The sequence below is a fragment of the Micromonospora sp. NPDC048905 genome (assembly GCF_040649655.1).
GTDB lineage: Bacteria > Actinomycetota > Actinomycetes > Mycobacteriales > Micromonosporaceae > Micromonospora.
Genome location: NZ_JBEZFV010000014.1, coordinates 63,519 through 87,747, shown reverse-complemented (window position 1 = coordinate 87,747; position 24,229 = coordinate 63,519). Strand labels below are relative to the sequence as shown.

Annotated in this window: 27 protein-coding genes and 1 pseudogene; 11 read left to right on the top strand and 17 right to left on the bottom strand. The window is 73.3% G+C overall.

Features of this window, described 5'->3' with window-relative positions:
- Positions 1 to 8: 8 nt before the first annotated feature.
- The 5 genes from AB0C01_RS28530 to AB0C01_RS28510 form a co-directional block, all read right to left on the bottom strand.
- The gene (locus tag AB0C01_RS28530; protein WP_357572588.1) at positions 9 to 827 is read right to left on the bottom strand and encodes an SCO1664 family protein; all 819 of its coding nucleotides are present in this window, start codon (positions 825 to 827) and stop codon (positions 9 to 11) included.
- Entirely contained in the window at positions 824 to 1,414 is a 591-nt protein-coding gene (locus AB0C01_RS28525) for a DUF3090 domain-containing protein (protein ID WP_357254163.1), read from the bottom strand. Before AB0C01_RS28525 ends, AB0C01_RS28530 begins: the two co-directional genes overlap by 4 nt.
- Positions 1,415 to 1,571: 157 nt before the next feature.
- Entirely contained in the window at positions 1,572 to 2,285 is a 714-nt protein-coding gene (locus AB0C01_RS28520; protein ID WP_357254161.1) for an MSMEG_4193 family putative phosphomutase, read from the bottom strand.
- 105 nt (positions 2,286 to 2,390) lie between these two features.
- Positions 2,391 to 3,227, bottom strand: a complete 837-nt coding sequence (locus tag AB0C01_RS28515; RefSeq protein WP_357254159.1) for an undecaprenyl-diphosphate phosphatase — start codon at positions 3,225 to 3,227, stop codon at positions 2,391 to 2,393.
- The gene (locus AB0C01_RS28510) at positions 3,224 to 4,276 is read right to left on the bottom strand and encodes an LLM class F420-dependent oxidoreductase (protein WP_357572587.1); all 1,053 of its coding nucleotides are present in this window, start codon (positions 4,274 to 4,276) and stop codon (positions 3,224 to 3,226) included. The genes AB0C01_RS28515 and AB0C01_RS28510 overlap by 4 nt, the downstream gene beginning before the upstream one ends.
- A gap of 185 nt (positions 4,277 to 4,461) precedes the next feature.
- Between AB0C01_RS28510 and AB0C01_RS28505 the strand changes: the two genes are divergently transcribed.
- Positions 4,462 to 5,433 carry an aldo/keto reductase gene (locus AB0C01_RS28505; RefSeq protein WP_357254155.1) on the top strand — a complete coding sequence of 324 codons (972 nt, stop codon included), beginning with the start codon at positions 4,462 to 4,464 and terminating at the stop codon, positions 5,431 to 5,433.
- A 169-nt stretch (positions 5,434 to 5,602) separates the two neighbouring features.
- Here the strand turns inward: AB0C01_RS28505 and AB0C01_RS28500 are convergent, their stop codons facing one another.
- Entirely contained in the window at positions 5,603 to 6,508 is a 906-nt protein-coding gene (locus tag AB0C01_RS28500; protein WP_357572586.1) for a hypothetical protein, read from the bottom strand.
- Positions 6,508 to 6,714: a hypothetical protein gene (locus AB0C01_RS28495; RefSeq protein WP_357572585.1), complete on the bottom strand. Its 207-nt coding sequence runs from the start codon at positions 6,712 to 6,714 to the stop codon at positions 6,508 to 6,510. Before AB0C01_RS28495 ends, AB0C01_RS28500 begins: the two co-directional genes overlap by 1 nt.
- A 138-nt stretch (positions 6,715 to 6,852) precedes the next feature.
- Here AB0C01_RS28495 and AB0C01_RS28490 point away from each other — a divergent pair, with 138 nt between their 5' ends.
- Positions 6,853 to 7,044 carry a DUF5703 family protein gene (locus AB0C01_RS28490; RefSeq protein WP_013734349.1) on the top strand — a complete coding sequence of 64 codons (192 nt, stop codon included), beginning with the start codon at positions 6,853 to 6,855 and terminating at the stop codon, positions 7,042 to 7,044.
- Positions 7,045 to 7,099: 55 nt separating this feature from the next.
- On the opposite strand, the gene AB0C01_RS28485 is transcribed toward AB0C01_RS28490, so the two are convergent.
- Together AB0C01_RS28485 and AB0C01_RS28480 are read right to left on the bottom strand one after the other, a co-directional pair.
- The gene (locus AB0C01_RS28485) at positions 7,100 to 7,762 is read right to left on the bottom strand and encodes a hypothetical protein (RefSeq protein ID WP_357254149.1); all 663 of its coding nucleotides are present in this window, start codon (positions 7,760 to 7,762) and stop codon (positions 7,100 to 7,102) included.
- Positions 7,763 to 7,819: 57 nt separating this feature from the next.
- Positions 7,820 to 9,148, bottom strand: a complete 1,329-nt coding sequence (locus AB0C01_RS28480; RefSeq protein ID WP_357254147.1) for a M20/M25/M40 family metallo-hydrolase — start codon at positions 9,146 to 9,148, stop codon at positions 7,820 to 7,822.
- Between the two features lie 183 nt (positions 9,149 to 9,331).
- Between AB0C01_RS28480 and AB0C01_RS28475 the strand changes: the two genes are divergently transcribed.
- From AB0C01_RS28475 to AB0C01_RS28465, 3 genes are all read left to right on the top strand, one after another.
- Complete coding sequence (locus tag AB0C01_RS28475; protein WP_357254145.1) at positions 9,332 to 9,940, top strand: hemerythrin domain-containing protein; 609 nt, start codon at positions 9,332 to 9,334, stop codon at positions 9,938 to 9,940.
- Between the two features lie 85 nt (positions 9,941 to 10,025).
- Entirely contained in the window at positions 10,026 to 11,006 is a 981-nt protein-coding gene (locus tag AB0C01_RS28470; protein WP_357254143.1) for a LysR family transcriptional regulator, read from the top strand.
- A 58-nt stretch (positions 11,007 to 11,064) separates the two neighbouring features.
- A complete protein-coding gene (locus tag AB0C01_RS28465; protein ID WP_357254141.1) occupies positions 11,065 to 11,310 on the top strand; it encodes a hypothetical protein in 246 nt (81 codons plus the stop codon).
- Between the two features lie 58 nt (positions 11,311 to 11,368).
- On the opposite strand, the gene AB0C01_RS28460 is transcribed toward AB0C01_RS28465, so the two are convergent.
- Genes AB0C01_RS28460 through AB0C01_RS28450 form a run of 3 tightly spaced genes read right to left on the bottom strand, consistent with a single transcriptional unit; the run spans position 11,369 to position 14,477 of the window.
- Entirely contained in the window at positions 11,369 to 11,719 is a 351-nt protein-coding gene (locus AB0C01_RS28460) for a DUF3140 domain-containing protein (protein ID WP_357254139.1), read from the bottom strand.
- Complete coding sequence (locus tag AB0C01_RS28455; RefSeq protein ID WP_357254137.1) at positions 11,719 to 11,922, bottom strand: hypothetical protein; 204 nt, start codon at positions 11,920 to 11,922, stop codon at positions 11,719 to 11,721. The genes AB0C01_RS28460 and AB0C01_RS28455 overlap by 1 nt, the downstream gene beginning before the upstream one ends.
- Positions 11,919 to 14,477, bottom strand: a complete 2,559-nt coding sequence (locus tag AB0C01_RS28450; protein ID WP_357572584.1) for an ATP-dependent Clp protease ATP-binding subunit — start codon at positions 14,475 to 14,477, stop codon at positions 11,919 to 11,921. The genes AB0C01_RS28455 and AB0C01_RS28450 overlap by 4 nt, the downstream gene beginning before the upstream one ends.
- Before the next feature lie 141 nt (positions 14,478 to 14,618).
- Here AB0C01_RS28450 and AB0C01_RS28445 point away from each other — a divergent pair, with 141 nt between their 5' ends.
- From AB0C01_RS28445 to AB0C01_RS28425, 5 genes are all read left to right on the top strand, one after another.
- Entirely contained in the window at positions 14,619 to 14,999 is a 381-nt protein-coding gene (locus AB0C01_RS28445; protein WP_357254133.1) for a hypothetical protein, read from the top strand.
- Positions 15,000 to 15,151: 152 nt separating this feature from the next.
- A complete protein-coding gene (locus tag AB0C01_RS28440; protein ID WP_030504016.1) occupies positions 15,152 to 15,412 on the top strand; it encodes a hypothetical protein in 261 nt (86 codons plus the stop codon).
- A gap of 6 nt (positions 15,413 to 15,418) precedes the next feature.
- Positions 15,419 to 16,537: a hypothetical protein gene (locus AB0C01_RS28435; RefSeq protein WP_357572583.1), complete on the top strand. Its 1,119-nt coding sequence runs from the start codon at positions 15,419 to 15,421 to the stop codon at positions 16,535 to 16,537.
- Positions 16,530 to 19,205 (top strand): FtsK/SpoIIIE domain-containing protein, encoded by a 2,676-nt coding sequence (locus AB0C01_RS28430; RefSeq protein ID WP_357572582.1) that lies wholly within the window; start codon positions 16,530 to 16,532, stop codon positions 19,203 to 19,205. Before AB0C01_RS28435 ends, AB0C01_RS28430 begins: the two co-directional genes overlap by 8 nt.
- Complete coding sequence (locus AB0C01_RS28425) at positions 19,202 to 19,864, top strand: hypothetical protein (protein ID WP_357572581.1); 663 nt, start codon at positions 19,202 to 19,204, stop codon at positions 19,862 to 19,864. The genes AB0C01_RS28430 and AB0C01_RS28425 overlap by 4 nt, the downstream gene beginning before the upstream one ends.
- A 219-nt stretch (positions 19,865 to 20,083) precedes the next feature.
- Here AB0C01_RS28425 and AB0C01_RS28420 read toward each other — a convergent pair whose 3' ends face one another.
- Complete coding sequence (locus AB0C01_RS28420; RefSeq protein ID WP_357572580.1) at positions 20,084 to 21,358, bottom strand: cupin domain-containing protein; 1,275 nt, start codon at positions 21,356 to 21,358, stop codon at positions 20,084 to 20,086.
- Between the two features lie 15 nt (positions 21,359 to 21,373).
- Positions 21,374 to 21,610 (bottom strand): annotated as a pseudogene (locus tag AB0C01_RS28415) (hypothetical protein); the annotation flags it as partial.
- A gap of 158 nt (positions 21,611 to 21,768) precedes the next feature.
- On the opposite strand from AB0C01_RS28415, the gene AB0C01_RS28410 reads away from it, so the two are divergent.
- The gene (locus tag AB0C01_RS28410) at positions 21,769 to 22,548 is read left to right on the top strand and encodes a DUF72 domain-containing protein (protein ID WP_357254121.1); all 780 of its coding nucleotides are present in this window, start codon (positions 21,769 to 21,771) and stop codon (positions 22,546 to 22,548) included.
- A gap of 46 nt (positions 22,549 to 22,594) precedes the next feature.
- On the opposite strand, the gene AB0C01_RS28405 is transcribed toward AB0C01_RS28410, so the two are convergent.
- From AB0C01_RS28405 to AB0C01_RS28395, 3 genes are all read right to left on the bottom strand, one after another.
- A complete protein-coding gene (locus AB0C01_RS28405; RefSeq protein ID WP_357254119.1) occupies positions 22,595 to 23,023 on the bottom strand; it encodes a DUF2267 domain-containing protein in 429 nt (142 codons plus the stop codon).
- Complete coding sequence (locus AB0C01_RS28400) at positions 23,016 to 23,201, bottom strand: hypothetical protein (protein WP_357254117.1); 186 nt, start codon at positions 23,199 to 23,201, stop codon at positions 23,016 to 23,018. The genes AB0C01_RS28405 and AB0C01_RS28400 overlap by 8 nt, the downstream gene beginning before the upstream one ends.
- 132 nt (positions 23,202 to 23,333) lie before the next feature.
- The gene (locus AB0C01_RS28395; protein ID WP_357572579.1) at positions 23,334 to 24,206 is read right to left on the bottom strand and encodes a DUF72 domain-containing protein; all 873 of its coding nucleotides are present in this window, start codon (positions 24,204 to 24,206) and stop codon (positions 23,334 to 23,336) included.
- Positions 24,207 to 24,229: the final 23 nt, after the last annotated feature.

Below are 24,229 nucleotides of genomic sequence, written 5' to 3'. Positions count from 1 at the left end.
ACAGCGGCTCACATGGGCGGCCAGGGAATCGCCGGCCAGTCCTCCGGTGGCTGCGGGAAGCGGCCGGTCTCGCGCAACCTGTCGACCCGGGCGGCCACCTCGGTCACCTCGCTGATGGTGAGGTGGTCGGCCAACTCCGCGCCGAGCGCCCCGGCGACCTGCCCGGCGAGCCCGTCGAGCATCTCCACGGCATCCGGGGGCAACTGCTTGCCGGCCCAGCCCCAGAGCACCGTGCGCAGCTTGTCCTCCACGTGGAAGCTCACCCCGTGGTCCACGCCGTAGATCCGGTCGTCGGCGCCGACCAGCACGTGAGCGCCCTTACGGTCCGCGTTGTTGATCACCGCGTCGAGCACCGCGAGACGTGCCAGCCGTGGGTCGTCGGCGTGCGCGAGGGCGTACGCCGTGCCGTCGTCGTCACGGGCCGCGGCGATCGGGAACCAGCGTGGCGGCAGCTCCCCGGCCGGCAGGAAACCCACAAGTGGGTCGGCGTCCTCCGGCTCGTCGATCCACAGCTGGCAGGAGCCGGGGCCGAACGGGCCGTCGCGCAGCACCGTGGGCGGCACCAGGCCCCAGCCGGTGGCCCGGGAGACCAGATACGCCGAGACCTCCCGCCCGGCCAGCGTGCCGTCGGGGAAGTCCCAGAGCGGACGCTCACCGCGTACCGGTTTGTAGACGCAGCGCGCGGTGGCCCCGTCCAACGTCAGAATGCCGCGCAACGTGGTGTTCGACGCGTCGACCAGCCGACCCTCCAGGTCGAGCGTGCCGTCTCGCAGCAGCCGCAGCGCCGCGTCGCCGTCCTGGCGAGGCTGGAGGCCGGACGAGGTCACCGGTGATAACCGTTGTGCCGCGGGCAGAGGTGCCCGGCGGGGTCCAACGGTTGGCCGCAGAGTGGGCACGGAGGCCGACCCGCGTTGACCACTCGCCGGGCCCGCTCGATGAACTGACGGGTCGCCTGCGGGGTGAGCCGGACCCGGAGCCGGTCGAGGTCCTCGTCCGGCTCGTCGTCCTCGACATCGTCGTCGTCGGGGTCCTCGTCGTCCTCGTCGCCCAACTCGACCTCGGGCTCCACCTCGCCCGCGGCGATCGCCTCGATCACCACGGTCGCGGTGTCCACGTCGAAGGCCAGCCCGAGGGTGCCGACGCGGAACTCCTCGTCGACGGGCGTGTCCAGTGGCTCGTTGTCGCCGATCACCGGGGCCAGCTCGGGCAGGTCCACCCCGAAGCGACGTTGCGCCTCGGTGAGCAGCTCCTCCAGCTTCTCGGCGAGCAGGGACACCTGAACCTTTTCCAGCGCGACGCTGACCAGCCTGCCGCCGCCGCGGGCCTGCAGGAAGAACGCGCGCTCCCCCGGCGGCCCGACAGTCCCGGCGACGAACCGCTCCGGCGGTTCGAAGGCGTGCACCTGGTGGGTCATACCCACGACCCTATCCGGCCCGCCAGGGCACCGCGCACCCCACCGACCCGAATCGCCCGAGGTGCGGCGCGCCTGGTGTGCCAGGGGTTACACCCGGGCGTGGCGGCCTCTTCGGCGTGCCAGAACGCCCCGACCGGGGGCGGTGTCGTGACGTGCCTCACCGCGACACGCCCGCGCCGCCGCCGACGGCCGCGTCCGAGTCGGCCACGCGGCTCGCGCGCCGACGCCGCTTGGCCGGCGGCGGCACCAGCGCCGCCAGGTCGCCGCCGGTGTCGTTGAGCCGCACCAGAAACGGACGCAGCGGCGTGAACCGGATCGCCGTCACCGACGCCGGGTCGGCCACGATCCGCTGAAAGGCATCCAGGTGTACGCCGAGCGCGTCCGCCACGATGGCCTTGATCACGTCGCCGTGGCTACACGCCAGCCAGACCGCCTCCGGCCCGTGTTCGGCGCTCACCCGGGCGTCCCAGGAGCGCACCGCCGCCACGGCACGCGCCGCCATCGCCGCCATCGCCTCCCCACCCGGGAAGACCGCCGCGCTGGGGTGCTGCTGGACAACCGGCCAGAGTGGCTCCTTGGCGAGCTTCTTCAGCGGCTGCCCCTCCCAACTGCCGTAGTCGCACTCGATCAGCCCGTCCTCGACCACCGGGGTGGCCTGCGGGAGCGCCAACTCCAGGGTCTGCCGGCACCGGATGAGCGGGCTGGTCACCACGGCGGCCAGTGGCACCGCCCGCAGTCGCTCGCCGACCGCGGTGGCCTGGGCGCGTCCGGTGTCGTCCAGTTCGACCGGTTGGCGGCCGGCGAGGCCGCCATCGGCGTTCGCCGTGGTTCGGCCGTGTCGCAAGAGCAGAAGGGTCGCCACGGAGACCACCCTATGACCTGGACCCCGTGCCCGGCCGTCGTGGGCGGCGGGAGGACGACCGCGGCCCCCGACTCCGCGCACGGGCGGGGTCGGGGGCCGTCGTCGGCGGGTCGCTCAGGTGGCGTCGATCGCGCCGGTCAGCAGCAGCGCCAGGACCAGCGTGCCCAGCGCCACCCGGTACAGCACGAAGACGTACAGGGTGTGGTGGGCGACGTAGCGCAGCAACCAGGCGATGGCCGCGTACCCGATGCCGAAGGCGATGAGGGTGGCCACGATCGTCTGGGCCACCGTCGGCACGGAGGTGCCCGGGGCGGACGGCTCGAAGACGTCCCCGAGGCTGAACACGCCGGACATCACCACCGCCGGGATGGCCAGCAGGAACGAGTACCGTGCCGCCGCCTCCCGGGTGAGGTTGAGCAGCAGGCCGGCGGTGAGCGTGCCACCGGAGCGGGACACCCCGGGGACCAGCGCCATCGCCTGGGCGAAGCCCATCACGATGCCGTCCTTCATCCGGAAGTTCTCCAGGGTGCGGGTCTGCCGCCCCCAGTACTCCGCGAACGCCAGCACGAAGGCGAACACGATGAGCGTGGTCGCCACGACCCACAGGTTGCGCCCCGCGGTCTTGATCTGGTCCTTGAACAGGAAACCGAACAACCCGATCGGAATCGAGCCGACGATCACGTACCAGCCCATCCGGTAGTCGAGGCTGGAGCGGACCGACGTGTCCCGGATGCCCACCAGCCAGGTCCGGGTGATCCGCCAGATGTCCTTGGCGAAGTAGATCAGCACGGCCGCCTCGGTGCCGAGCTGGGTGACCGCGGTGAACGACGCGCCGGCGTCCCGGTCGAAGAAGATCGCCGAGGTGATCCGCAGATGCCCCGACGAGCTGACCGGAAGAAACTCGGTCAGTCCCTGGACGATGCCCAGGACGATGGCCTCAACCCAGGTCACTCGCCGACTCCCGAAAGCTCCAGTGCCTCGGCGACGGTACGCAGGGTCTGCACACCGCTGTCCCGGTCGGCGACGAACAGGCTCACCGACAGCGTGGTGACGCCGGCGGCAGCGTACTCCCGCATCCGCTCGGCGACGCGCTCCTTCGGGCCGAGCAGTGAGGTGCGGTCGATGAACTCCATGGGTACGGCCGCGGCGGCGTCGCGCTGCCGCTTGGCCAGGTACAGGTCCTGCACGTCGCGGGCGGCGTCGCCGTACCCCATCCGGGTGGCGAGCTGGTTGTAGAAGTTCTGCTCGCGGCTGCCCATGCCGCCCACGTACAGCGCCGCGTACCAGCGGACCAGCTCGGCGCAGGAGGCCACGTCGTCGCCGATCACCACGGGCACCGAGGGCACCACGTCGAACCCGGCCAACTCCTTGCCGACCTTCGCCCGACCGGCGCGGACCGAGGCGAGCTGCTCCTCGGCGAACTCCGGGGCGTAGAACACGGCCAGCCAGCCGTCGGCGATCTCACCCGCCAGCTCCAGGTTCTTCGGGCCGACCGCCGCCAGGTAGATCGGTATGTGCTCGCGGGGTGGATGGAAACCCAACCGCAGGGCCTTACCCGGGCCGTCCGGCAGCGGCAGCGTGTAGTGCTGCCCGTCGTAGGCCACCTCCTTGCGGGCGATGGCCAGCTTCACGATGTCGACGAACTCGCGGGTCCGCGCGAGGGGCTTGGCGAAGCGCACACCGTGCCAGCCCTCCGACACCTGCGGACCGGAGACACCCAGGCCGAGCCGGAACCGGCCACCGGAGAGCGCGTCGATGGTGGCGGCGGTCATGGCGGTGGCGGCCGGCGTACGGGCGGGGATCTGCATCACCGCGGCGCCGACGTCGATCCGTTCGGTCTGGCCGGCCATCCAGGCGAGCATGCTGGGCGAGTCGGAGCCGTAGGCCTCCGCCGCCCACACCACCGAGTAGCCCAGCCGGTCCGCCTCCTGGGCGAGGGCCAGGTGGTCGGCCGGTGTGCTCCACGCTGTCTGGTATCCGAGACTGAGCCCGAGTCGCACTGGTCCTCCCCCATCCGTGGCACAGGTCGCACCAGGTTACGCAATGCCGAAAACGGACTCGATCACCGGCTCGACACCTTCGCTCCCCCTCCATCGGGGCAGCCCACGGCGGCGGAACCGGCAGAACCGGCAGAGATACGGGAGCGAGGATATCCGTGGCGGCAGGTTCGAAATAAGGTTCACCCATGCAACAGCGACCGCTCGGCCGAAGCGGGCTGGCGGTTTCCCGGCTCGCGCTCGGCACCATGACCTGGGGCCGGGACACCGACGCCGACGACGCGGCCGCCCAGCTGAAGAGTTACCTGGACGCGGGCGGCAACCTGATCGACACCGCCGACGTGTACGGCGACGGCGACGCCGAGTCGGTGATCGGGTCGCTGCTGGGCACCCTCGTGCCCCGCGACGAGCTGCTGATCGCCACCAAGGCGGGGCTGCGCCCGGGCAGTGGTCGACGTCGCGACGGCTCCCGGGGGCACCTGCTGCGGACGTTGGACGCGTCGCTGCGCCGCCTCGGCACCGACCACGTCGACCTGTTCCAGGTGCACGGGTACGACCCGGACACCCCGCTGGAGGAGACCCTCGCGGCGTTGGACCACGCGGTGGCCAGCGGCAAGGTTCGCTACGTCGGCGTGTCGAACTTCTCCGGCTGGCAGACCGCACGCGCCGCCGCCTGGCAGACCGCCTGGCCGGGGCGGGCACCCGTGGTCGCCACCCAGGTGGAGTACTCGCTGCTGGAGCGGGGCGTGGAGCGGGAGGTGCTGCCCGCGTGCGACGCGCTCGGCCTCGGCCTGCTGCCCTGGTCACCGCTGGGTCGGGGCGTGCTGACCGGCAAGTACCGGCACGGCCGTCCCGCGGACTCCCGAGCCGCGTCGCCGCACTTCGAGCGGTTCGTCTCGACGTACCTGGAGCCGCGCTGCTCCAGCATCGTGGAGGCGGTGGCCACCGCGGCTGGCGGCCTGGGGGTGTCACCGCTGGAGGTGGCATTGGCGTGGATCCGGGACCGGCCTGGGGTGACCGCGCCGATCCTCGGCGCACGCACGGTCGGCCAACTGCTCGGCGCGCTGCCCGTGGAACGGATCACCCTGCCGGAGGAGATCACCACCGCGCTGGACGACGTCTCGGCGGTGCCGTTGGGCTACCCCGAACGCGACGGCTGACCGGCGATGTTCCTCGCCCCCGGTTGCGGCACTCGGCAAGATCGTGCTCGATCCTGGATGCGGTGGCATCCCACGACGACGTAGCCACTACATCATGGATCGAGCGCGATCCTGGGCACGGCGCGATCTTGGGCGCGGCACGGCGGCAGGTGCATGCCGGGGCAGGGCGTCAGGGCGACGGGCGCTGCCCGGGGAGGTCGTGGATCGCGGTCAGGAAGCGCGACTGGTCGTCGCGGACCGCGGGCTGGGTGAGTCGGATCCACGAGTCGTCGTCGAAGACGATCGTGGAGGTCAGCTGCACGAACCCGGCCGCGCCGCGCTCCGAGTCGATCCGGGCCACCCGGTCACGTCGCACACTCCACAGGACCCGCGGTTGGCGCCGGTCGGGGCGGTCGGCGTCCGGGCGGGGACCCATCCGCAGCAGGTGCAGATGGGTGTCGGTCACCGCCAGCGGGGTGCCGTTGTACCGCTCCAGGAAGAGCAGCAGGCTGCCGGCGAGGGTGGCGAGGTCGCCGCTGAAGACGTACCGGCGGCGGTAGGCGATCTCGGCGAGCTGGTCGGCCAGCGGGCGGTACAGGCTGAGCCGGAACAGGGCGCGGAACGCCTCCTGTTCCTCGGTGAGCGGGATGGGATCCCGCTGCGCCCGCTGCGGTGACGGGACCGGCTCCGGTTCGGCCGCCTCCGGCACACCGGCCGCGACGGCAGCGGCCTTGGCGGGCAGCAGCAGCAGGCCCGCCGCCAGCCGGACCGGCGTCAGCACCGCGTCCACCCAGACCACCGGGTTGACGATGTTGAGCAACCCGAACAGCACCTTCGGGTCGAGCGAGTCGACGAACTCGTCGGCCATCACACCGGCGAGCTGCCGCCCGGCCTTGTGGGTCTGCGGGGCGCCGACCGGGCCGAGCCCCACGTACCGCAGCTCCTGCCCGGGCAGCAGTGGCGCGACGAGGGCCCGTTCGGGTTCGTCGCTCGTGCGGAACTCGTCGCGCAGCTCACGGGCCTTGTCCCGGGCCGCCCGCGCGCCGCCGAGCACCGCGTCGGTGAACCGACCCAGCCGGCCCCGCTCCCCTGACATCACGCGTCCCCTCCCGACCGGCCCGCCGGCGGTTGCCCGAAGACACGCTGGTTGATCCAGTCCGCCTCGACCGCGGCGAGCGAGCTGTCGAGGCGGCGGGCGGCGGTCTCCAGTCGACGGACCGCCCGCACGTCGACGTCGATGTCCGGCGGCATGCCGTTCCTCCCCCACGAGTCGAGCGCACCGACGATACGATTCCCGGCCACCCGGCACCACCCCGTGGCACGGACAGCACGCTGCACGGGGCAGGGGCGCACAGGTCGGCACGAACCACCCCACGGCAGCGTCGTTGGTCACCCCCAAGGGGGTGGCGAACAGCCGCTGGGCTGGGCAGCATGGATGGCATGGACTACGAATACGCGCCACTGCGGCTGCCGCCGAACGTCGACCGGTTGACCGCGGCGGCGCAGTTGGCGATCCAGGCGGAGTTCTCCGGATGGGAGTTGGCCCGGGTGCGGTTGTACCGGGACGGCACGCGGCAGGTGGTGCTGCGGCGGCGGCGGGTCAACCAGCCGCAGCCGGGCCTGTCGTACTGACGGCCGGACGCCCGGGGCCACGTGGACCCCGGGCGTCGAACGGCCTTGGTGCGCCCTAGTGCTGGTGCCCGGCGTGGTCGTGATCGTCGTCGAGCTCCACGAACGGGTGCTCGTCGAGCCGGCCGACCAGGCGGTCGTCGACCGCCGGCTGGAACGGACCGACCGCGTCGTCGTCGTCGAACGACTCCAGATCGACCGGCGTGCCCACCTCGCTGACCATCACCACCCCGTCGAGGGGCTCCAGCTCGGGGACGTCCAGCGCGCCGAGCGAGCCGTCGCCGCTCTGCAGCAACTCCAGCACCGCCTCGCCGACGCCCTCCACCGGCGCCGGCTCGTCGTCCTCCGGGGTGCCCTCGCGGCGGGCCGCCTCGGCCACCCGCAGCAGCGCGGCGACGCTCGGCACCCGGTAGTCGCGACGCTGCCGCACCGAGATCACCCGGGGGTGCGGGTCGCTGGCCTCGGAACCCTCGGGGCCGCCGAAGCGCTCGTCGGCCTCGTCCGGGTCGATCGAGTCGACATCCCACGGCGTCACCTCGCCGAAGGCGTCGAGCAACCGCTCGTCGTACGCGAAGGAGGCGTTGTTCAACGCCACGTACGCCTGCCAGACGTCGTCGTCGTCGACGCGGCCCTGCGCGGCGCGTACGGCGGCCAGGTGGTGGCGGGCCGCTTCGATCACCCGCTCGAGAGCGGCGTCCAGCTCACCGTGCTGGTCGGTCATGTGGGGCAGTCCCTTCACGTTGGGGAGGTCGCGCGCCGGATGCAGCGCCGGGCGCGGCTAGCAGGTGCGGAGGAACCGGTCGAGAACCCGCACGCCGAACTGTAGTCCGTCGACCGGAACCCGCTCGTCGATGCCGTGGAACAACGCCGAGAAGTTCAGGTCGGCGGGCAGCCGCAGCGGGGCGAACCCGAAGCAGCGGATGCCGAGCTGGGAGAACGCCTTGGCGTCGGTGCCGCCGGAGAGCATGTACGGGACCGGACGCGCCCCCGGGTCCTCGGCGCGCAGCGCCGCCGACATGGCCTCGACGAGGTCGCCGTCGAAGGTGGTCTCCAGCGCGGGCTGCCGCTGGATGTACTCGATCGCGATGTCCGGGCCGACGAGCTCCCGCAGCTGCCGCTCCAGCAGCTCGGACTGGCCGGGCAGGCTGCGGCAGTCGATCGTGGCGGTGGCCCGGCCGGGGATGACGTTGTCCTTGTAGCCGGCGTCGAGCCGGGTCGGGTTGGCGGTGTTGCGGATGGTCGCCCCGATGATGTTGGCGATCGGGCCGAGTTTCGCGATGGCCGTCTCCGGGTCCTCCGGGTCGAGCTCGACGCCGAGCAGGTCGGAGACCTCCTCCAGGAAGGCCCGCACGGTGTCGGTGACCACCACCGGGAAGCGGTGCCGGCCGATCCGGGCGACCGCCTCGGCGAGCGCGGTGACCGCGTTGTCGTCGTGCACCATCGAGCCGTGCCCGGGGCGACCCTTGGCGTGCAGCCGCAGCCAGTCGATGCCCTTCTCGGCGGTCTCGATCAGGTAGAGCCGCTGGCTGTCGTTGACCGAGTAGGAGAAACCGCCGACCTCCCCGATCGCCTCCGTGCAGCCGTCGAAGAGGTCCTGGTGGTTCTCCACCAGGAAACGCGCGCCGTAGTCGCTGCCCGCCTCCTCGTCGGCGGTGTAGGCGAGCACGATGTCCCGCGGTGGCCGTACGCCGGTGCGCTGCCAGTGCCGCACCACGGCGAGCACCATCGCGTCGAAGTCCTTCATGTCGATCGCGCCGCGGCCCCAGAGGTAACCGTCGCGCAGCTCGCCGGAGAACGGGTGCACCGACCACTCGTCGGCGTCGGCGGGCACCACGTCCAGGTGGCCGTGCACCAGCAGCGCGCCCCGGCTCGGGTCGGTGCCGGGGATGCGGGCCACCACGTTCGCCCGGCCCGGCGCGGCCTCGTGCAGGACGGACTCCACGCCCACCTCGGCGAGCTTCTCCGCCACGTACTCGGCGGCGCGGCGCTCGCCGACGCTCGTGTCGTTGTCCCCCGTGTTGGTGGTGTCGATGCGCAGCAGGTCGCGGCAGAGGTCCACGACCTCCGCGCTGGGGTCGGGTCGGGTGGAGGCCGCATCGCTCGTCATCGCCTCTTCATACCAGCCGGCCCCGGTCGGCCGGGCGGCGCACCGGTGCACGCGGGCCGGCACACCGGTGGCCACGCGCCGGCGCATCGACGGGCCCGGTTTCGCCGGGAGCGGGTTCGGGTACCGCCGCCCACGACCGCACATCCCTGCCGGAGCTTCCGCCCGCCAGTCGAGGAGGGCACCATGTCCGCCGTTCCCCTGCCGCCGCTGCCGCCCGCACCCGCACCCGAGGAGGGCTACCGACCCGGTGGCCGCAACATCGCCGACATCGTCGATCGGGAGCACCGTCAACTGGTGGCGCTGCTGGACCAGCTGACCGGCCCGGACGCCACACCGCGGGAAGGGCTGCCGGTGCTCACCGCCGCGTTGTCGCGGCACCTCTCCGCTGAGGAGCAGTACCTGCTGCCGGCGGTACGCGCCGCGCTGCCGGCGGCCGCCGAGCGGGTGGACGCCGAGATCAACGCCGACGCCAGTCTGCTCAGCGCCCTGAAGGGCGCGACCGACGAGGCGTTGGCCGAGATCGCCGAGCGGGTCCGCCACCACGTCGACGGGGTGGGTGCGCTCGTCACCGAGCTGCGCGCGGTCGCGACCCAGGAGGAGCTGATCCGGCTGGGCAACCGGCTGGAGATCGCCGAGGAGGCCGCACCGACCCGGCCGCACCCGGGCACTCCGGCCACCCCTCCGTGGAACCGGATCGTGGAGCCGGCGGTCGGGGTGGTGGACAAGGTGCTCGACGCGGTGACCCGCCGGCCGACGTACCTGGCGGACCTGCCGGAGTCGCCGCGGGACTGACGGCGGCGGCGATCCCAGGTGCATTCATTATCACCGATCCGCTCGGGCTATTCCGCCGACTGACGTGTAGTCCTACCGTCACGGTATGAACCTGGAGCTGCGTCACCTGCGGGTGGTCTGCGCGATCGCGGAGACGGGGAGTGTGACGAAGGCGGCGTCGGCGCTCGGCCTGGCCCAGCCGGCGCTGACCGCCCAGCTCCAGCGCATCGAGCGGACCCTGGGCGGCCCGCTGTTCGACCGGGACCGGCGCGGCGCCCGGCCCACCGCTCTCGGTGAGCTGGTGCTGGCTCGGGCCCGGGTGCTGCTGCCGGCGATGAAGGGGTTGCAGGACGAGGCGGCCCGGCTGGCCGGGGCCGGCGACGCGCCGCCGTGCTACCGGTTCGGTGGGGTGAACAGCCCGATCCTGGGCCGGATGGTGCACCGTCTGGCGGCCGAGCAGCCGCCGGCCCAGATCACCACGCTCGCCTCCTGGTCGGTGGACGAGCTGGCGCAGTTGGTGGCGGGCGGCCGACTGGACTTCGCCCTCACCGGGGTGTGCGGCGACGCCAGCCCGTCGGCGGGGTTCGGGTTGAGCTGGCAGGAGGTGGCCATCGACCCGGTGCTGGTGCTGCTGCCCGAGACGCACCCCCTCGCCGCGCACGACGAGGTGCGCCTGGCGGACCTGCGGCACGAGCAGTGGGTGGCCGCCCCGGGCGACGGCTGCTTCGCCGACTGCTTCGCCACCGCCTGCGCGCGCGCCGGATTCACCCCCCGCAAGGTGTACGAGACCGACATCCGCGGCTGCGTCGACCTGGTGGAGGCCGGGGTGGCGATCGCGCTGTGCCAGGCGACGTTCCGCCCGGTGGCCGGGTTGGTCACCCGCCGTCTCGCCGGCGTACCGCTGCGCTGGCGGCTCCTGCTCGGCTGGCATCCGGACTCCCCCGCCGCCCGGGAGGCCGACCTGATGGTGCAGACGGCGAAGGCGGCGTACGTCGACTCGTTGGCCCCGCATCCCGCGTACCTGGACTGGCTGCTGCGTCACCCGGCGTTCGGCGTCCGGCAGCCCACCGGGGTCCGACCGGGCTGAGCGGGAGGTAACCGGCCGGTGGCGGTGCGAACCGCCGTGGGCCGGGTATCTGGCGGACATGACCGACCTCTACCCGCCCGCCGACGACCGGGAACTGCTCCGCGAGGCGGCCGCCGCGCACACCGCCGCCACCCGTGCGGTGGAGGCGTTCCTGCGCCGCCTGCCGCAGGTGCCCGACCCGGCCGCCGTCACCGAGTACGCCAACCTGCTCACCCGGGAGGACCAGACCCGCACCGACCGCGACGCCGCCGCCGACGCGGCGGGGCTGACCATCGCCAGCCTGGAACCGGACCAGGGCCAGTAGCGCAGACGCGATCGGTGCCGTCCCCGGCCGGGACGGCACCGTTCGCGCGTGGTGTCGTTCAGAGTTCGACGAGCGGGTCGTGTCCGAGGTCGAGCAGCGAGTGCCGCCAGGTGTCGTCGGCGTTGCCGCGCGACGGCTTGGCGTCCATCAGCTCGCGGATCCGCTCGACCGCCTCCCGCATCACCTCGATGTCCTCCGGGGTGAGGTCGACCTTGCGTTTGTTCAGCACCTTGAGGATCTCCCGGCCCGGCTGGGGCAGGTCGAGGTTCGGGTTCGGGCTGAACGACTCCTCCCCGGAACCCCTGGTCAGCAACCACGTCCGCAGTTGCTCCGACGGGACGTTGACCTCGGCGTGGAAGTCCTCCCAGAGGACTTCCACCTCGGGGTCGAGCCGCGCTTCGCGTACCATCAGGTCTCCTCTCCGGGCGGTTTCCCGGACGTCTCCGGGTCGTCCTGGTCGGTCTTGGGATGCAGGCCCTCCGCGGGCACCCGCGTACGGCGGGGGTTCGCGGTGGGCGGCGCCAGGATCGGGTCGGGATGGTCGTCCTCGTCCCGGGCTTTCGTGGGCTCGTGCGGGTCCTCGTGCTCGTCTCGTCGCGCCGGCCCGCTCATCGCGGGTGGGTGGTCGTGGCGGCGGTGTACCCCCGCTCGCCCGCGGTCACGTCGAAGGTGAGCGCCCCGTCGCGGACGTCCACCGTGACCTTCTGCCCCGGTGAGATCGCCGACTCCAGCAGCATCCGGGACAGGTGGTTGTCGACCTCCCGCTGGATGACCCGACGCAGCGGACGGGCGCCGAACTCCGGCTGGTAGCCGTGCTCGGCGAGCCAGTCGATGCCGGCGGTGGTGAACTCCACCTGGAGGTCCTGGGCGTGCATGCGGCGGCGGGTCTCCTCCAACAGCAGCGCGGTGATGTCGCGCAGCTGCTCGGCCTCCAGCCGGCGGAAGATGATGACCTCGTCGATGCGGTTGAGGAACTCCGGGCGGAAGTTCTCCTGCAGGCGGCGCATCAGTCGCTCCCGCAGTTCGTCGTTCTCCTGCTCGCTGCCCACGTCCCCGCTGCCGAAGCCGACCGAGCGCTGGGCGCCGGTGATCAGCTCCGAGCCGAGGTTGCTCGTCATGATCAGCACGGTGTTCTTGAAGTTCACCGTGCGACCCTGACTGTCGGTCAGCCGCCCGTCGTCGAGCACCTGGAGCAGGATGTTGAACACGTCCGGGTGGGCCTTCTCGATCTCGTCTAGCAGCACCACCGCGTACGGGCGGCGGCGCACCGCCTCGGTGAGCTGACCGGCCTCCTCGTAGCCGACGTATCCGGGTGGAGCGCCGACCAGTCGACTGACCGTGTGCCGTTCCTGGAACTCGCTCATGTCCACCCGGACCATCCGGTCCGCCTCGCCGAACAGCGCCTCGGCCAGGGCACGGGCCAGCTCGGTCTTGCCGACACCCGTCGGGCCGAGGAACAGGAAGCTGCCCATCGGTCGTTCCGGGTCGGCCAGCCCGGCCCGGGAGCGACGGACGGCCTCGGCGACGGCGGTGACCGCGTCGTCCTGGCCGACCACCTTCTGGTGCAGGTGCCCCTCCAGGCGCAGCAGCCGGTCGCGTTCCTCCTCGGTGAGCTGGCTGACCGGGATGCCGGTGGCCCGGGAGACCACCTCGGCGATCTCCTGCGGACCCACCTCGGGCACCTGCGAGGTGGACGAGCCGTCGTCACCGTTCGCGCGACGGATGTCCCCCTCCAGCTCGGAGATCCGGTCCCGCAGGGCGGAAGCGCGCTCGTACTGCTCGTCGGTGACGGCCTGTTCCTTGTCCCGGCGTACCTCGTCGAGCTCCTGCTCCAGCTCCCGCACGTCGGAGGCGGGCGTACGGGTCCGCAACCGCACCCGGGCGCCGGCCTGGTCGATCAGGTCGATGGCCTTGTCGGGCAGGAACCGGTCGGTGACGTACCGGTCGGACAGCTCGGCGGCGGCGACGAGCGCCTCGTCGCTGAAGCGCACCTGGTGGTGGGCCTCGTACCTGTCGCGCAGGCCACGCAGGATCGCGATGGTGTCGTCGACGCTGGGCTCGGGCACCAGCACCGGTTGGAAGCGTCGGGCCAGCGCGGCGTCCTTCTCGATGCTCTTGCGGTACTCGTCGAGGGTGGTCGCGCCGATCACCCGCAGCTCGCCGCGGGCGAGGGCGGGTTTGAGCATGTTGGACGCGTCCATGCCGCCCTCGCTGCCGGCGCCGCCCGCCCCGACCAACGTGTGGATCTCGTCCATGAAGATGATCAGCTCGTCCCGGTGCGCCCGGATCTCGTCGATCACCTTCTTCAGCCGTTCCTCGAAGTCGCCCCGGTAGCGGGTGCCGGCGACCAGGCCCGCCAGGTCGAGTTGGACGACCCGCTTGCCGAGCAGGGTCTGCGGCACGTCCCCGTCGCAGATCCGTTCGGCCAGCCCCTCCACGATGGCGGTCTTGCCGACGCCGGCCTCCCCGATCAGCACCGGGTTGTTCTTGGTGCGCCGGGACAGGATCTCGATGGCCTGCTCGATCTCGTCGGCGCGTCCCACCACCGGGTCGATCTGGTCCATCCGCGCCAGCTCGGTGAGGTCCTGCCCGTACTGGTCGAGGGTGGGCGTGCCGCGATCCGGCTTGGGCCCGGTCATCGGTCCACGCTCGGCGTTGGCGGCCTGCAGCGACTCGGGTTGGATCCGGCCGGCGGCCAGCATCCGACCGGCCGGCGACTCCGGGTTGAGCGGCAGCGCCATCAGGATGTGCTCGGGGCCGATGTAGTTGGCGCCCATCGCCCGGGACAGTTGGTGGGCGTCGAGCAGCGCCCGCTTGGCGGCCGGGGTCAGCGACAGGTTGGGCGGCACCTCTCCGCGTGGCGCGCCGTCGCCCTTGCCGCCGAGCGCGTTGAGCAGGGTGTCCGGGTCTGCTCCGGCCCGGCGTACCAGGTCACGTAGCGGTTCGCGTTGCAGCGCCGCCCAGAGCAGGTGGTCGGTGTCCAGGTCGTTGCTGTGGCGTTGCGCGGCCCGTCGGGCCGCGTCGGCCAGCATTTCCCGGGCGTCCGCGGTCATGAGTCGGGTGATGTCGACCCGGTGCGGCGGTCGGCGTCCTCCCTCGCCCCGACCGAAGTACCTGGCCAGGAATTCGTCCCACGGGTCGGAGCCGGTGTCACCGGGTCCCATCATGTCTGTCCTCCGCAGTCGGGCGCGGCACGGTCGGCAGGGGCTACCCGGCGCGCGCCCCGACAAACGCCGCGGGAGACGGCGTACCGGCATCCCGGGAGTGGCGTCGGGTCGGGACAGGCCGTTTGGTGGCAGGCTGGCCGGATGGATGAGACCCCGCTGCTGATCGTGGATGGCGCCAACGTGGTGGGCTCCCGCCCGAACGGGTGGTGGCGTGACCGGGCCGGTGCGGCCGCCCGTCTGCGCGACTCGCTCGCGCCGGTGGCGACCATCGGGTTGCCGGCCCGACTGCCGGCACCGGTGGAGGTGGTGCTGGTGGTCGAGGGTGCCGCGCGGGACGTACCCGGGACCGACGGCGTCCGGGTGGTCTCCGCACCCGGCTCCGGCGACGACAGCGTGGTCGACCTGGTCGCGGGCGCACCGCTTCGGCGTCGGTTGGTGGTCACCGCGGACCGGGAGCTGCGCGAGCGGGTCACGGCCCTGGGCGCGGAGGTGTACGGACCGCGCTGGCTCCGGGAGAACTGAGAAGTTCTCGCACTGGGAGTCCCACAGAACGGACTCCCGGCACTTCCAGGTGCCTTCCGGACAGGCGGGCAGGAACACCGACAGGGCGGATGTTCTTTCGCGGCGGCCGATAGGCTCTAATGGAGATCTCCCCGCCCCCAGGAGGTTCCGCCGTGGCGAGCGTCGCCGAGCTGAAGGCTGCCATCGATGTCGCCCTCCAACAGATCGGTGACGGGCAGACAGCCGTGCAGGCGGCCGGCGAGAAACTGGCCGAGGCGCAGCAGACCCTGGCCGGCGCGCTGGAGGGCAGCGGGCACGAGACAGTGGAGGCGGCCCAGGCGTCGCTGACACAGGCCAGCCAGGAGCTGGAGGAGTGTCTCGCCGCGACACTTGTCGCGGTCGAGCAGGCGCAGCTCTACGTCGCGACCCTGTAGGCCGCCATGTCCATCATCGAGGACGTCGGTGGGCAGGTCCGCGCCGCCAGCGAGGAGTTCCCGCTGGCCCTGCTCGGACAGGCGTTGGAGAAGTTCGGCCTGGCCGCGGAGCGACTGCGCTGGGTCCGCCAGGAGTCGGCCAACCCGATGGGGGTGCCGGAGTTGTCCGCCGCGACCGAGCACGCCGAGAGCGCCGGCTACGCGCTACGGGTGGCGCAGGAGCAGCTCTCGGCGTATCTGGCGGCGATCGGGTTGGGCGCGGACGGCGCTCCGGCGCCCCGCCCCGAGCAACGCGCTCCCCGACACGACACGCCGCCGGCGGCCGGTCCCAGCGCGGTCGCCCCGGAGCCGACCGAGCAGGTCCGGATGCGCCGCTGGTGGTCGGTGCGGGTGGCGGAGCTGACCGGCGGGCGCGAGGGCGCCGACGACGAGCCCGACGAGCGGGTGAACGACTCCCAGGAACTGCTGCGCCGAGTGGTGGGTGGTGTCCGCTCCGGCGACCGGGACCGGCTCCGCACGGAGCTGCGGCGGGCGCCGGCCGACGTGGGGCTGGGGATGGCGGCGCTGGCGCCGCCGCTGCTGCGCGAGCTGGCCGGTGAGCTGCTGGGGCATCCGCCGCGCGCCGCCGACCTCGGTCGGTTGCGCGGGGAGTTGGACGGGCGGGTCCGCGACCTGCTGCCCGGGCTGCCGCCGCCGGTGCTGGAGACGCTGCTGACCCGGGTGTGCCGGATGCCGCCGCCGCGTGCCTCCGGGGAGCCGCCGCACGCCGCCGACTCCGCGGTGACCGCCGGTGTGGCGACCGGGCTGCTGCTCGCCCGTCTCGGCCGGGACCTGCCCTCCGGCGCGGGCCAACCAGCCGGCGCGGGCGACCAACGCGGAGCGGGTCAACCGGGCGGCGCGGGCCAATCGGGCGGCGCGGGCCAGCAACGCGGTGCGGGCCGCGCAGGTCAACACGGCGGAGCGGGTCAGCCAGGCGGCGCGGGTCAGCACGGCGGCGTGGGTGCGCGTCCTGGTGGTGCGGTTCGGCGGCCGGGGGATGCGGGTGGACAGCGCTCCGGTGGGTTGCCGCCGCGTTCGGGCAGCCCGTGGCGGGACGCGCCGACGCGTCGGAGCTCCGATGGCTGACCGGCGTGGTCAGCTGGCCGGGCGAATCCGGGACAGCCTGGCCGAGGCGCTGGGAGCCACCCGTACCCGGCTGTCCGCCGCCCAGGCGGAACTGACCGCCGGGCGGGAACGACTGGCCCGGGTCCAGCGGGCGGCAGCCGCCGTACCGGAGCGGGTGGGCGCCCAGCGGGACCGCCGCATCGCCGAGATCGACGCCCGCTACTCCGCCCGGATCGCCGAGCTGGCCCGGCGCGCCGCCGAGGCGGCCCGGCAGGAGGCGCCCGGCTGCGCGGGGGCCGACTGGGTGGGGTGGGCGCCGACGCCGACGCGGCGCGCGGAGCCGCCCGGCGCGCTGCGGGTCGGCACGGTCCGGATCGACGGCGTCGATCCGGTGCCCGCGCTGGTGCCGCTGCTCGACGCCGGCCACGTCCACCTCTCCGGAGACGATCGGGCCGGCTGCGACGCGGTGGTGTCCGCGTTGCTGCTGCGGGCCGCCGGCCGCGCCGACCCCGGGGCGGTACGGCTGGTCGGGTACGACCCGGAGCAGCTCGGCGGCGGCCTGGCCGGGTTCGCGCCGCTGGGCACGGCGGGGCTGCTCACCTTCGTCGGCCCCGGTGGGCTGGGTCCCCTGCTCGACGACCTGGTGGAGCAGATCCGCCGGATCAACGAGACGGTGCTCGCCGGCGAGTACGCCTCGCTGCGGGAACTGGCCGCCGCGACCGGCCGGCGACCCGAACCGTGGCGGGTGGCGGTGCTGCTCGGCGGCGACGAACTCAACCGGCACGAGCGCGGCCAACTGGACCGGGTGGTCCGTGCCGGCGCGGCCTGCGGGGTGCACCTGGTGGTGCACGGGGTGCCGGTGCCGGAGGACCCGACGGTGACCCGGGTGGTCGCCGGGGCCGCCGGTGCGCGCATCGGCGGGTCGGCCGGGCTGCCGGTCCGGCTGGATCCGCCGCCACCGGCGACGCTCGTCACCGAGACGTGCCGGGAGATCGCCGTCCAGGTGAACGCCGGCCCGCCGCCGACCCCGTTCGCGGACCTGCTGCCCCCGCCCGAGCTGATGTGGCGGGAGGATTCCGCCGACGGGTTGACCGCCCCGATCGGTGAGGGGCCGCAGGGTCGACCGGTACGGCTGTCGTTGGGCGACTACCCGCCGCACGCGCTGATCGGTGGGCCGTCCGGCACCGGCAAGACCAACCTGATCTTCGCGTGGATCGGCGCGCTCGCCGCCCGCTACTCCCCCGCCGAGCTGGAGTTCTATCTGCTGGACTTCAAGGAGGGGGTGTCCTTCGCGCGGTTCGCGCAGGGCCGCCGTGACCCGAGCTGGTTGCCGCACATGCGCCTGGTCGGCATCAACGTGAACACCGACCGGGAGTTCGGCCTGGCGCTGCTGCGGTTCCTCGCCGAGGAGCTGCGCCGGCGCGCCGACGCGGCCAAGAAGCACGAGGTCACCAAGCTGGCCGAGCTGCGGGCGGTCGACCCGACCGGGCACTGGCCGCGGATCGTCGCGGTGGTCGACGAGTTCCAGATGCTGCTGGCCGGTCGGGACGTGGTCGCCCGGGAGGCGGCCGACCTGCTGGAGGACCTGGCCCGGCGCGGCCGGTCGCAGGGCATCCACCTGGTGCTCGCCTCGCAGGACGTGCGGGGCATCGAGGCGCTGTGGGGGCGGCCCGCGCTCGTCGCCCAGTTCACCCTGCGCATCGCGCTGCCCAAGGCGCTGCGGATCCTCGCCGAACGCAACGACGCGGCACAGTCGCTGCCCCGCTGGCACGCGGTCGTCAACGCCGAGTCGGGGATGGTGGAGGGCAACGAGGTCGCCCGGATCCCGTCGGCCAGCGACTGGGAGACGTGGAGCGGGTTGCAGCACCGGCTGTGGCGGATGCGCCCGCCCGACGCGGCGCCGGCCCGACTCTTCGACGGCGACGCGATCCCCCGGCTGGCGGACGCCCCGGACTTCCGGGCGCTCGCCGCACCCCCGGACGGGAGCGTGCCGCGCAGCCCGGTGGCCCTGCTCGGCGAGATCATCGACGTGCAGTCCCGCTCGGCGGCGCTGCGCCTGCCGCGCGCCCCGGGGCGTAACCTCGCCGTGCTCGGCACCCGGGTGGACGAGGCGTGCGCGGTACTGGACGCGGCGGCCCGGTCACTGGCCCGCCAACATCCGCCCGGCACCGCCCGGTTCTCCATCGCCTGCCTCGACGCGGACGCCGACCCGATGGCCCGCGCCCTCTACGACGACCTGGCCGACGACGCCGCCTGGTACGACGAGGAGACCGTGGGCGAGCTGATGGCCGAGACGGCCGACAGCCTGACCGGGCCGGGAAGCCCGCACTACCTGCTGCTGTTCGCGGTCGACGCGGCGGCCGGCGCGCTGGCCGCCCGCGCTGGCCGGCGCACCGGCCTGGAACAGCTACGCCGGATCCTGCACGACGGGCCGGAACGACGGACGCACGTGCTGGCCTGGTGGCGGGGTGTGGCCCGGATGCGCGCCGACCTCGGTGGTCCGGCCGCCCGCACCGACCAGATCGGCGCCTGGGTGGCGCTGGACGCGCACGGCGGCGAGCTGGGCTCCTCGCTCTACCCCGGCACCGGCGGCCCGGACTGGTATCCCCGCCCGTGGCGCGGGCTCTTCTTCGACCGGGCGGTCCACCGCACCGGACAGGTGATCATCCCTTACGGACCGTCGCGATGAACGAACCAGTGGCCAGCGAGACGTACGCGGCGCAGTTGCGGCGACTGGCCGAGCTGACCGCACGGGTGGGTGAGCAGCGCGCCGAGGCGCACACCTGGTACGAGCGGCAGTGCGCGGCTGCCGAGCGGGCCGTCGCCGACGCCGCCGAGCAGGTCCAGCACGCCGAGGTGGAACTCGTCGAGGCGCGCGAGCAGCAGGAACGCGTCGACGCCGAGGTGGCGCACCTGTGGCAGCAGGTGCGTACCCGCCTCGGCGCCCGTCGTCTCGGCGGCCCGCCCGCTCCGGCGAACAGCGGCGGGGCCACCGACGCGCTGGCGCTCCTCACCCGGGCCCGGGACCTGCTCGACCGGGCCGGCCAGCCGGGTGAGCTGCCGGGTTCGGTCAACCCCCTGCTGGCGCTCTGCGGGGTGGGCGGTGCGGTGTTCGCGTACGCGCTGGGGGCCGGGGCACGGGCGTTGGGCGTCGGGTACGGCGGCGACCTGGCGGTCGGGATGCCGGTGCTGGCGCTGGTGGTGACCCTGTTCGGGCCGTTGGTCGGGCTGGCGCCGGCGCGGGTGCTGGCCGACCGGCGGCACGCGGTGCTCGGACCCCGGCCGATCATCGTGGTGCTCGGCGCGGGGTTGGTCACGACCGCATTGCTGCTGGCGCTCGGCCGCTGAGCGCGGTCGTCCAGCGGGGGTCCGCCGGCCGTCGCCGCGGTCTTCCACGGGGCGCCGCGGCCGGCGATGATGGACTCGGGTCCGGAAAGACGGGCCATCCCCGCCGCCCGGACCCCGCGACTTCAAGAAAGCCGAGTCGATCACCCGCCGCGCCACACCGGACCAGGCCGCGCCACACCAGGCCGCACCACACCGGTCCAGCGACCGCGGGCCGGGCCGTCAGGCCGGGACCAGGACGGCCTCGCGGAGCAGGCGGCGGGTCAGGGTGACCCGGTCGGCGTCGTCGGGAAGGCCGGGCAGGTCACCGACCCGGGTGACCGCGCCGCTGAGCAGGACACGAGCCGCCGCCTCGCACTCGGCGGGCAGGGTGATCGTGCGGTCGAACAGCCGCAACGCCACCGTGTCCGAGCCGTGCGGCACCAGTTGCCAGCGCAGGCCGGGCCGCAGGGTGACCCGGGCGTCGGCGTCCAGCGCGGCCACCGCGTCGGCCTGGGCGAGCGGTCGGATGGGTGCCGGGCGGGCAGCCGGCCAGGCCCGCTGGCGCAGCCGCGCGGCGACCGCGCCCGGGTCGGCGCGCAGCAGCCAGTCCCGCAGCGCCTCCACCGTCTCGGTCAGCTCCGGCTCGATGGCGTCCGGGTCGGCGACGTCGGTGCCGAACGGCAGGGTGGCCCGCAGCCGCTGGTCCTCGGCGGCCAGCGCGAGCAACTCCTCGACCAGGGCGTACCGGGTGAGCGCCCGAATGCCCACGGTCAGGTGCAGCGAGCTGGCGTCCTGTGCCTGCGCGCTGTGCAGCCAACCCCGGGGCAGGTAGAGGGCGTCGCCGGGGGCGAGCACCACGTCCAGCGCGGCGGGGCCCTGCGCGGTCGCGCCGACCTCGTCGGCCCGGCCACCCCACGGCTGCTTCTCCAGCGGGTCGGGCAGCACCGGCGGGTGGATCCGCCAGTGCTTGCGGCCGTCCACCTGGAGGACGAACACGTCGTGCGTGTCGTAGTGGGTGGCGAATCCCTGACTGCCGGCCGGCGTCAGGTAGGCGTTGATCTGCAACGGCTGGTTGAGCGCGAGGCCCAGGTCGCGGGCGAAGTCGACGAGCGGCGGCCAGATCCGGTGCAGACCCTGCAACACAAGGGTGGCGCCAGCGGCGTACTGCTCCAGGACCCGCTCGTCGAGCACCTGGTCGCCGATCTCGGCGCCGGCACCGCCGCCGCCGGTCCAGCGCGCCGCCGGCACCAACTGGCCGTCCCTGGCGACCCGCAGGAACGGGGTACGCAGACCGCGCCGGCTCAGCAGCTCGTCGGCGTCGGCGGGGCTGAGCAGGTCGGTGAAGCCGGCCGGGTCGGGCAGCTCGGCGGCGCGGGACAGCAGCGGCGTGTGTCCCCAGTGCGCGGCGGCGAACTTGGCCGGTTCGACCGAGACGCAACGGGCCAGCGCCGCGGCGGCGGATGCGGACGGAACCGCCGGGCGGCCGTGGCCGCCCGGCGGATCGAGGTGCGTCATGGTGTGCCGCTACCGCGCGCTGCCGTCGGCGCCACCGTCCTGGTGACCCGGCGTCGCACCGCCGTCGGCGGGACCCTCCGCGCCACCATCGGCGCCACCGTCCTGGTGACCGGGGGTCGCGCCACCGTCGGCCGGGCCCTCCGCGCCACCGTCCGCGCCACCGTCCTGGTGACCGGGGGTCGCGCCACCGTCGGCCGGGCCCTCCAGGCCGCCGCCGCCCGTGGTCTGCATGTCGTCGTCGTTGAGTGCCATCGGTACTCCCTCGGGTGTGCCGCCCCCGCCGTACGCCGGGGTCCGTCGTGCTGCGGGTGGTACCCCACGCGCGATCTTCTCTAACCCTCACCGTAGACGTCGAAGCGGGACGACACGGGCGGTTCGCGAGCCGTGGCGGAGAGTGTCACGATGGGACGGTGATCCTGGTGGGTACGTCCGGCTGGCAGTATCGGGACTGGCGGGGCCGTTTCTATCCGCAGCAGCTGCCGCAGCGACTCTGGCTGGAACACTTCGCCGAGGGTTTCGCCACGGTGGAGGTCAACAACGCCTTCTACCGGCTGCCGGAGCGGGACACCTTCGCCGCCTGGCGGGCACGCACCCCGGCGGACTTCTGCGTGGCGGTGAAGATGAGCCGCTATCTCACCCACATCAAGCGGCTGCGTGAGCCGGCCGAGCCGGTCGCCCGGTTCCTCGGTCGCGCCACCGCCCTCGGCGACCGGCTCGGCCCGGTGCTACTGCAACTACCACCTAACCTGCGGGTGGACGTGGCCGCGCTCGACGCCACCCTGCGGCTGTTCCCCGCGGACGTGCGGGTCGCGGTGGAGCCCCGGCACCCCTCCTGGTGGACCGACGCCACCCGGGCGGTGCTGGAACGGCGTCGGGCGGCCCTGGTCTGGGCGGACCGGCTCGGACGGCCGGTCGCCCCGCTCTGGCGCACCACCGACTTCGGCTACCTCCGGCTGCACGAGGGCCGGGCGCGGCCCTGGCCCCGGTACGGTCGCGCGGCGCTGCGGTCCTGGGCGCACCGGCTGGCCGACACGTTCGACGCGGACGAGCCGGCGTACGTCTACTTCAACAACGACCCGGGCGGCGCCGCGATCGTGGACGCCGTCGCGTTCGCCGCGTTGGCCCGTCGGGCCGGACATCCGGTGTCCCGGGTGCCGACCGCCGCCGAGGCGGACCCGACAAACGGCTGAGAGCCCGCCCGACAGGTCGTCGGGCGGGCTCTGGCGCGTCAGGTCGTCACGGCATCATCACGGCCAGGTCGGCCGGCATGGTGTCCTTCACGTCCTGCCACTCGCCCTGGGTGACGTGTCGGCGCAGGGTGTCGAGCACCACCTGCGTGACACGCTCCGCGCCGCCCTCCGCGTCGTACGGGAAGCCCTGGCGGACCTCGTAGAGGAAGTCGTCCCGGTTGAGCTTGATCGGCACGTCCGACGGGACCCACCCGTCGAAGTAGATGCCCCGCACCAGCACCGGCAACTGCTGGGCGAACTCCACGCTCTCGTCCACCGGCAGCCGGTCGCGCAACAGGTGCAACACCGTGCGCAGCGCCGCGTACGACTGGTTGCGCCGATCCTTCGGCCAGCCGTAGGCGTTCTCGATGTCCTTCAGGATCAGGTTCGTCTTGTCCAGCGAGGATTCGAACGCTGAGATCATCGCGTCAGCCATCGGAGGCCCCCCGTTCCGTGTTGTCCCACCGTCGGTCGTCGGTACGACGTGGCGGTCCCACCGGGCCGCGTCGGGCCCGCACCGGGCTGCCCTGCGGGGCGCTCCGGGCGTTGTCGGGCGTGCCGACCACGTGCAGGACGGCTCCCCGCCGTCGATCCGTCACCACTCGAACCGTCATCCCCCGTCACCTCCGTGTCGTCTCCGGCGTCGGCCACCCTGCGGGCGACCGGCACCACCGTGTCCACCCTGCCGGCGGGGCGGGTGAGCCGGCACCACCCCGATCGGGTGATCCGCGACGCCCCGCCGGCGGTCAGTCGGCGCCGAGGAGCCCGGCCAGGGTCGTGGCATTCGTCTGCGCGTAGTCGCGGTAGCAGTTGTTCATCAAAACGTGGGTCTGCCCGGCCTGGTCGGCCAGCTCGCGCAGCTTCGGCGCCCAGTCGGCCAACTCCCGCTTGGAGTAGTGGTAGCCGAACTTCTCGTGGATGTCCTTGCTCGTCCACTTGTCGCTGTGCCCGTGGAAACGCACGACCGCGAGGTCCGCGGTGGCGGCCAGCACCGGGGGCAGCGACGAGCGGTGGCCCTGCGGCATGTCCACGCAGACGTACGGCAGGTCGTGCTCGCGCAGGAAGGCCAGGGTCTCGTCGGCGTTGTCGCCGTCGAACCAGGAGGCGTGCCGGAACTCGTACACCGGGCGCAACGGCGCGCAGCGCTTCGCCACCTCCAGCAGGTACTCCTTGTTGGCCCGCTTGATGGTGAACCAGGGCGGGAACTGGAACAGCAGCGCGCCCAGCTTGCCCGCCTCGACCAGCGGGTCCAGCGCGGACAGGAACCGCGTCCAGACCTCCTCGTACGCCTGCGCGGGCAGGTCGTCGGGGTAGACGTTCTTCTTGTCGGTCTCCGGCCGCAGGTCCTTGTAGAGCGCGCTGACCCGGGTGGGATGTCCGGTCAGCAGGCTGAACGCCTTGATGTTGAAGGTGAAGCCGTCCGGGGTGCGTTCGGCCCACAGCCTCGCGGTCGCCTCGGCGGGCGGGGAGTAGTAGGTGGCGTCCACTTCGACGAGCGGAAACTTCCGGGCGTAGTAGGCCAGCCGCTTCTCCGGGTTGTCCGCGGTCTGCGGATACCAGCCCGAGTCCAGCAAGGTGCGGTCGGTCCAGGACGCGGTGCCCACCAGGATGTCACCCATGGCTCAAGTCCATCGCGTCGTGG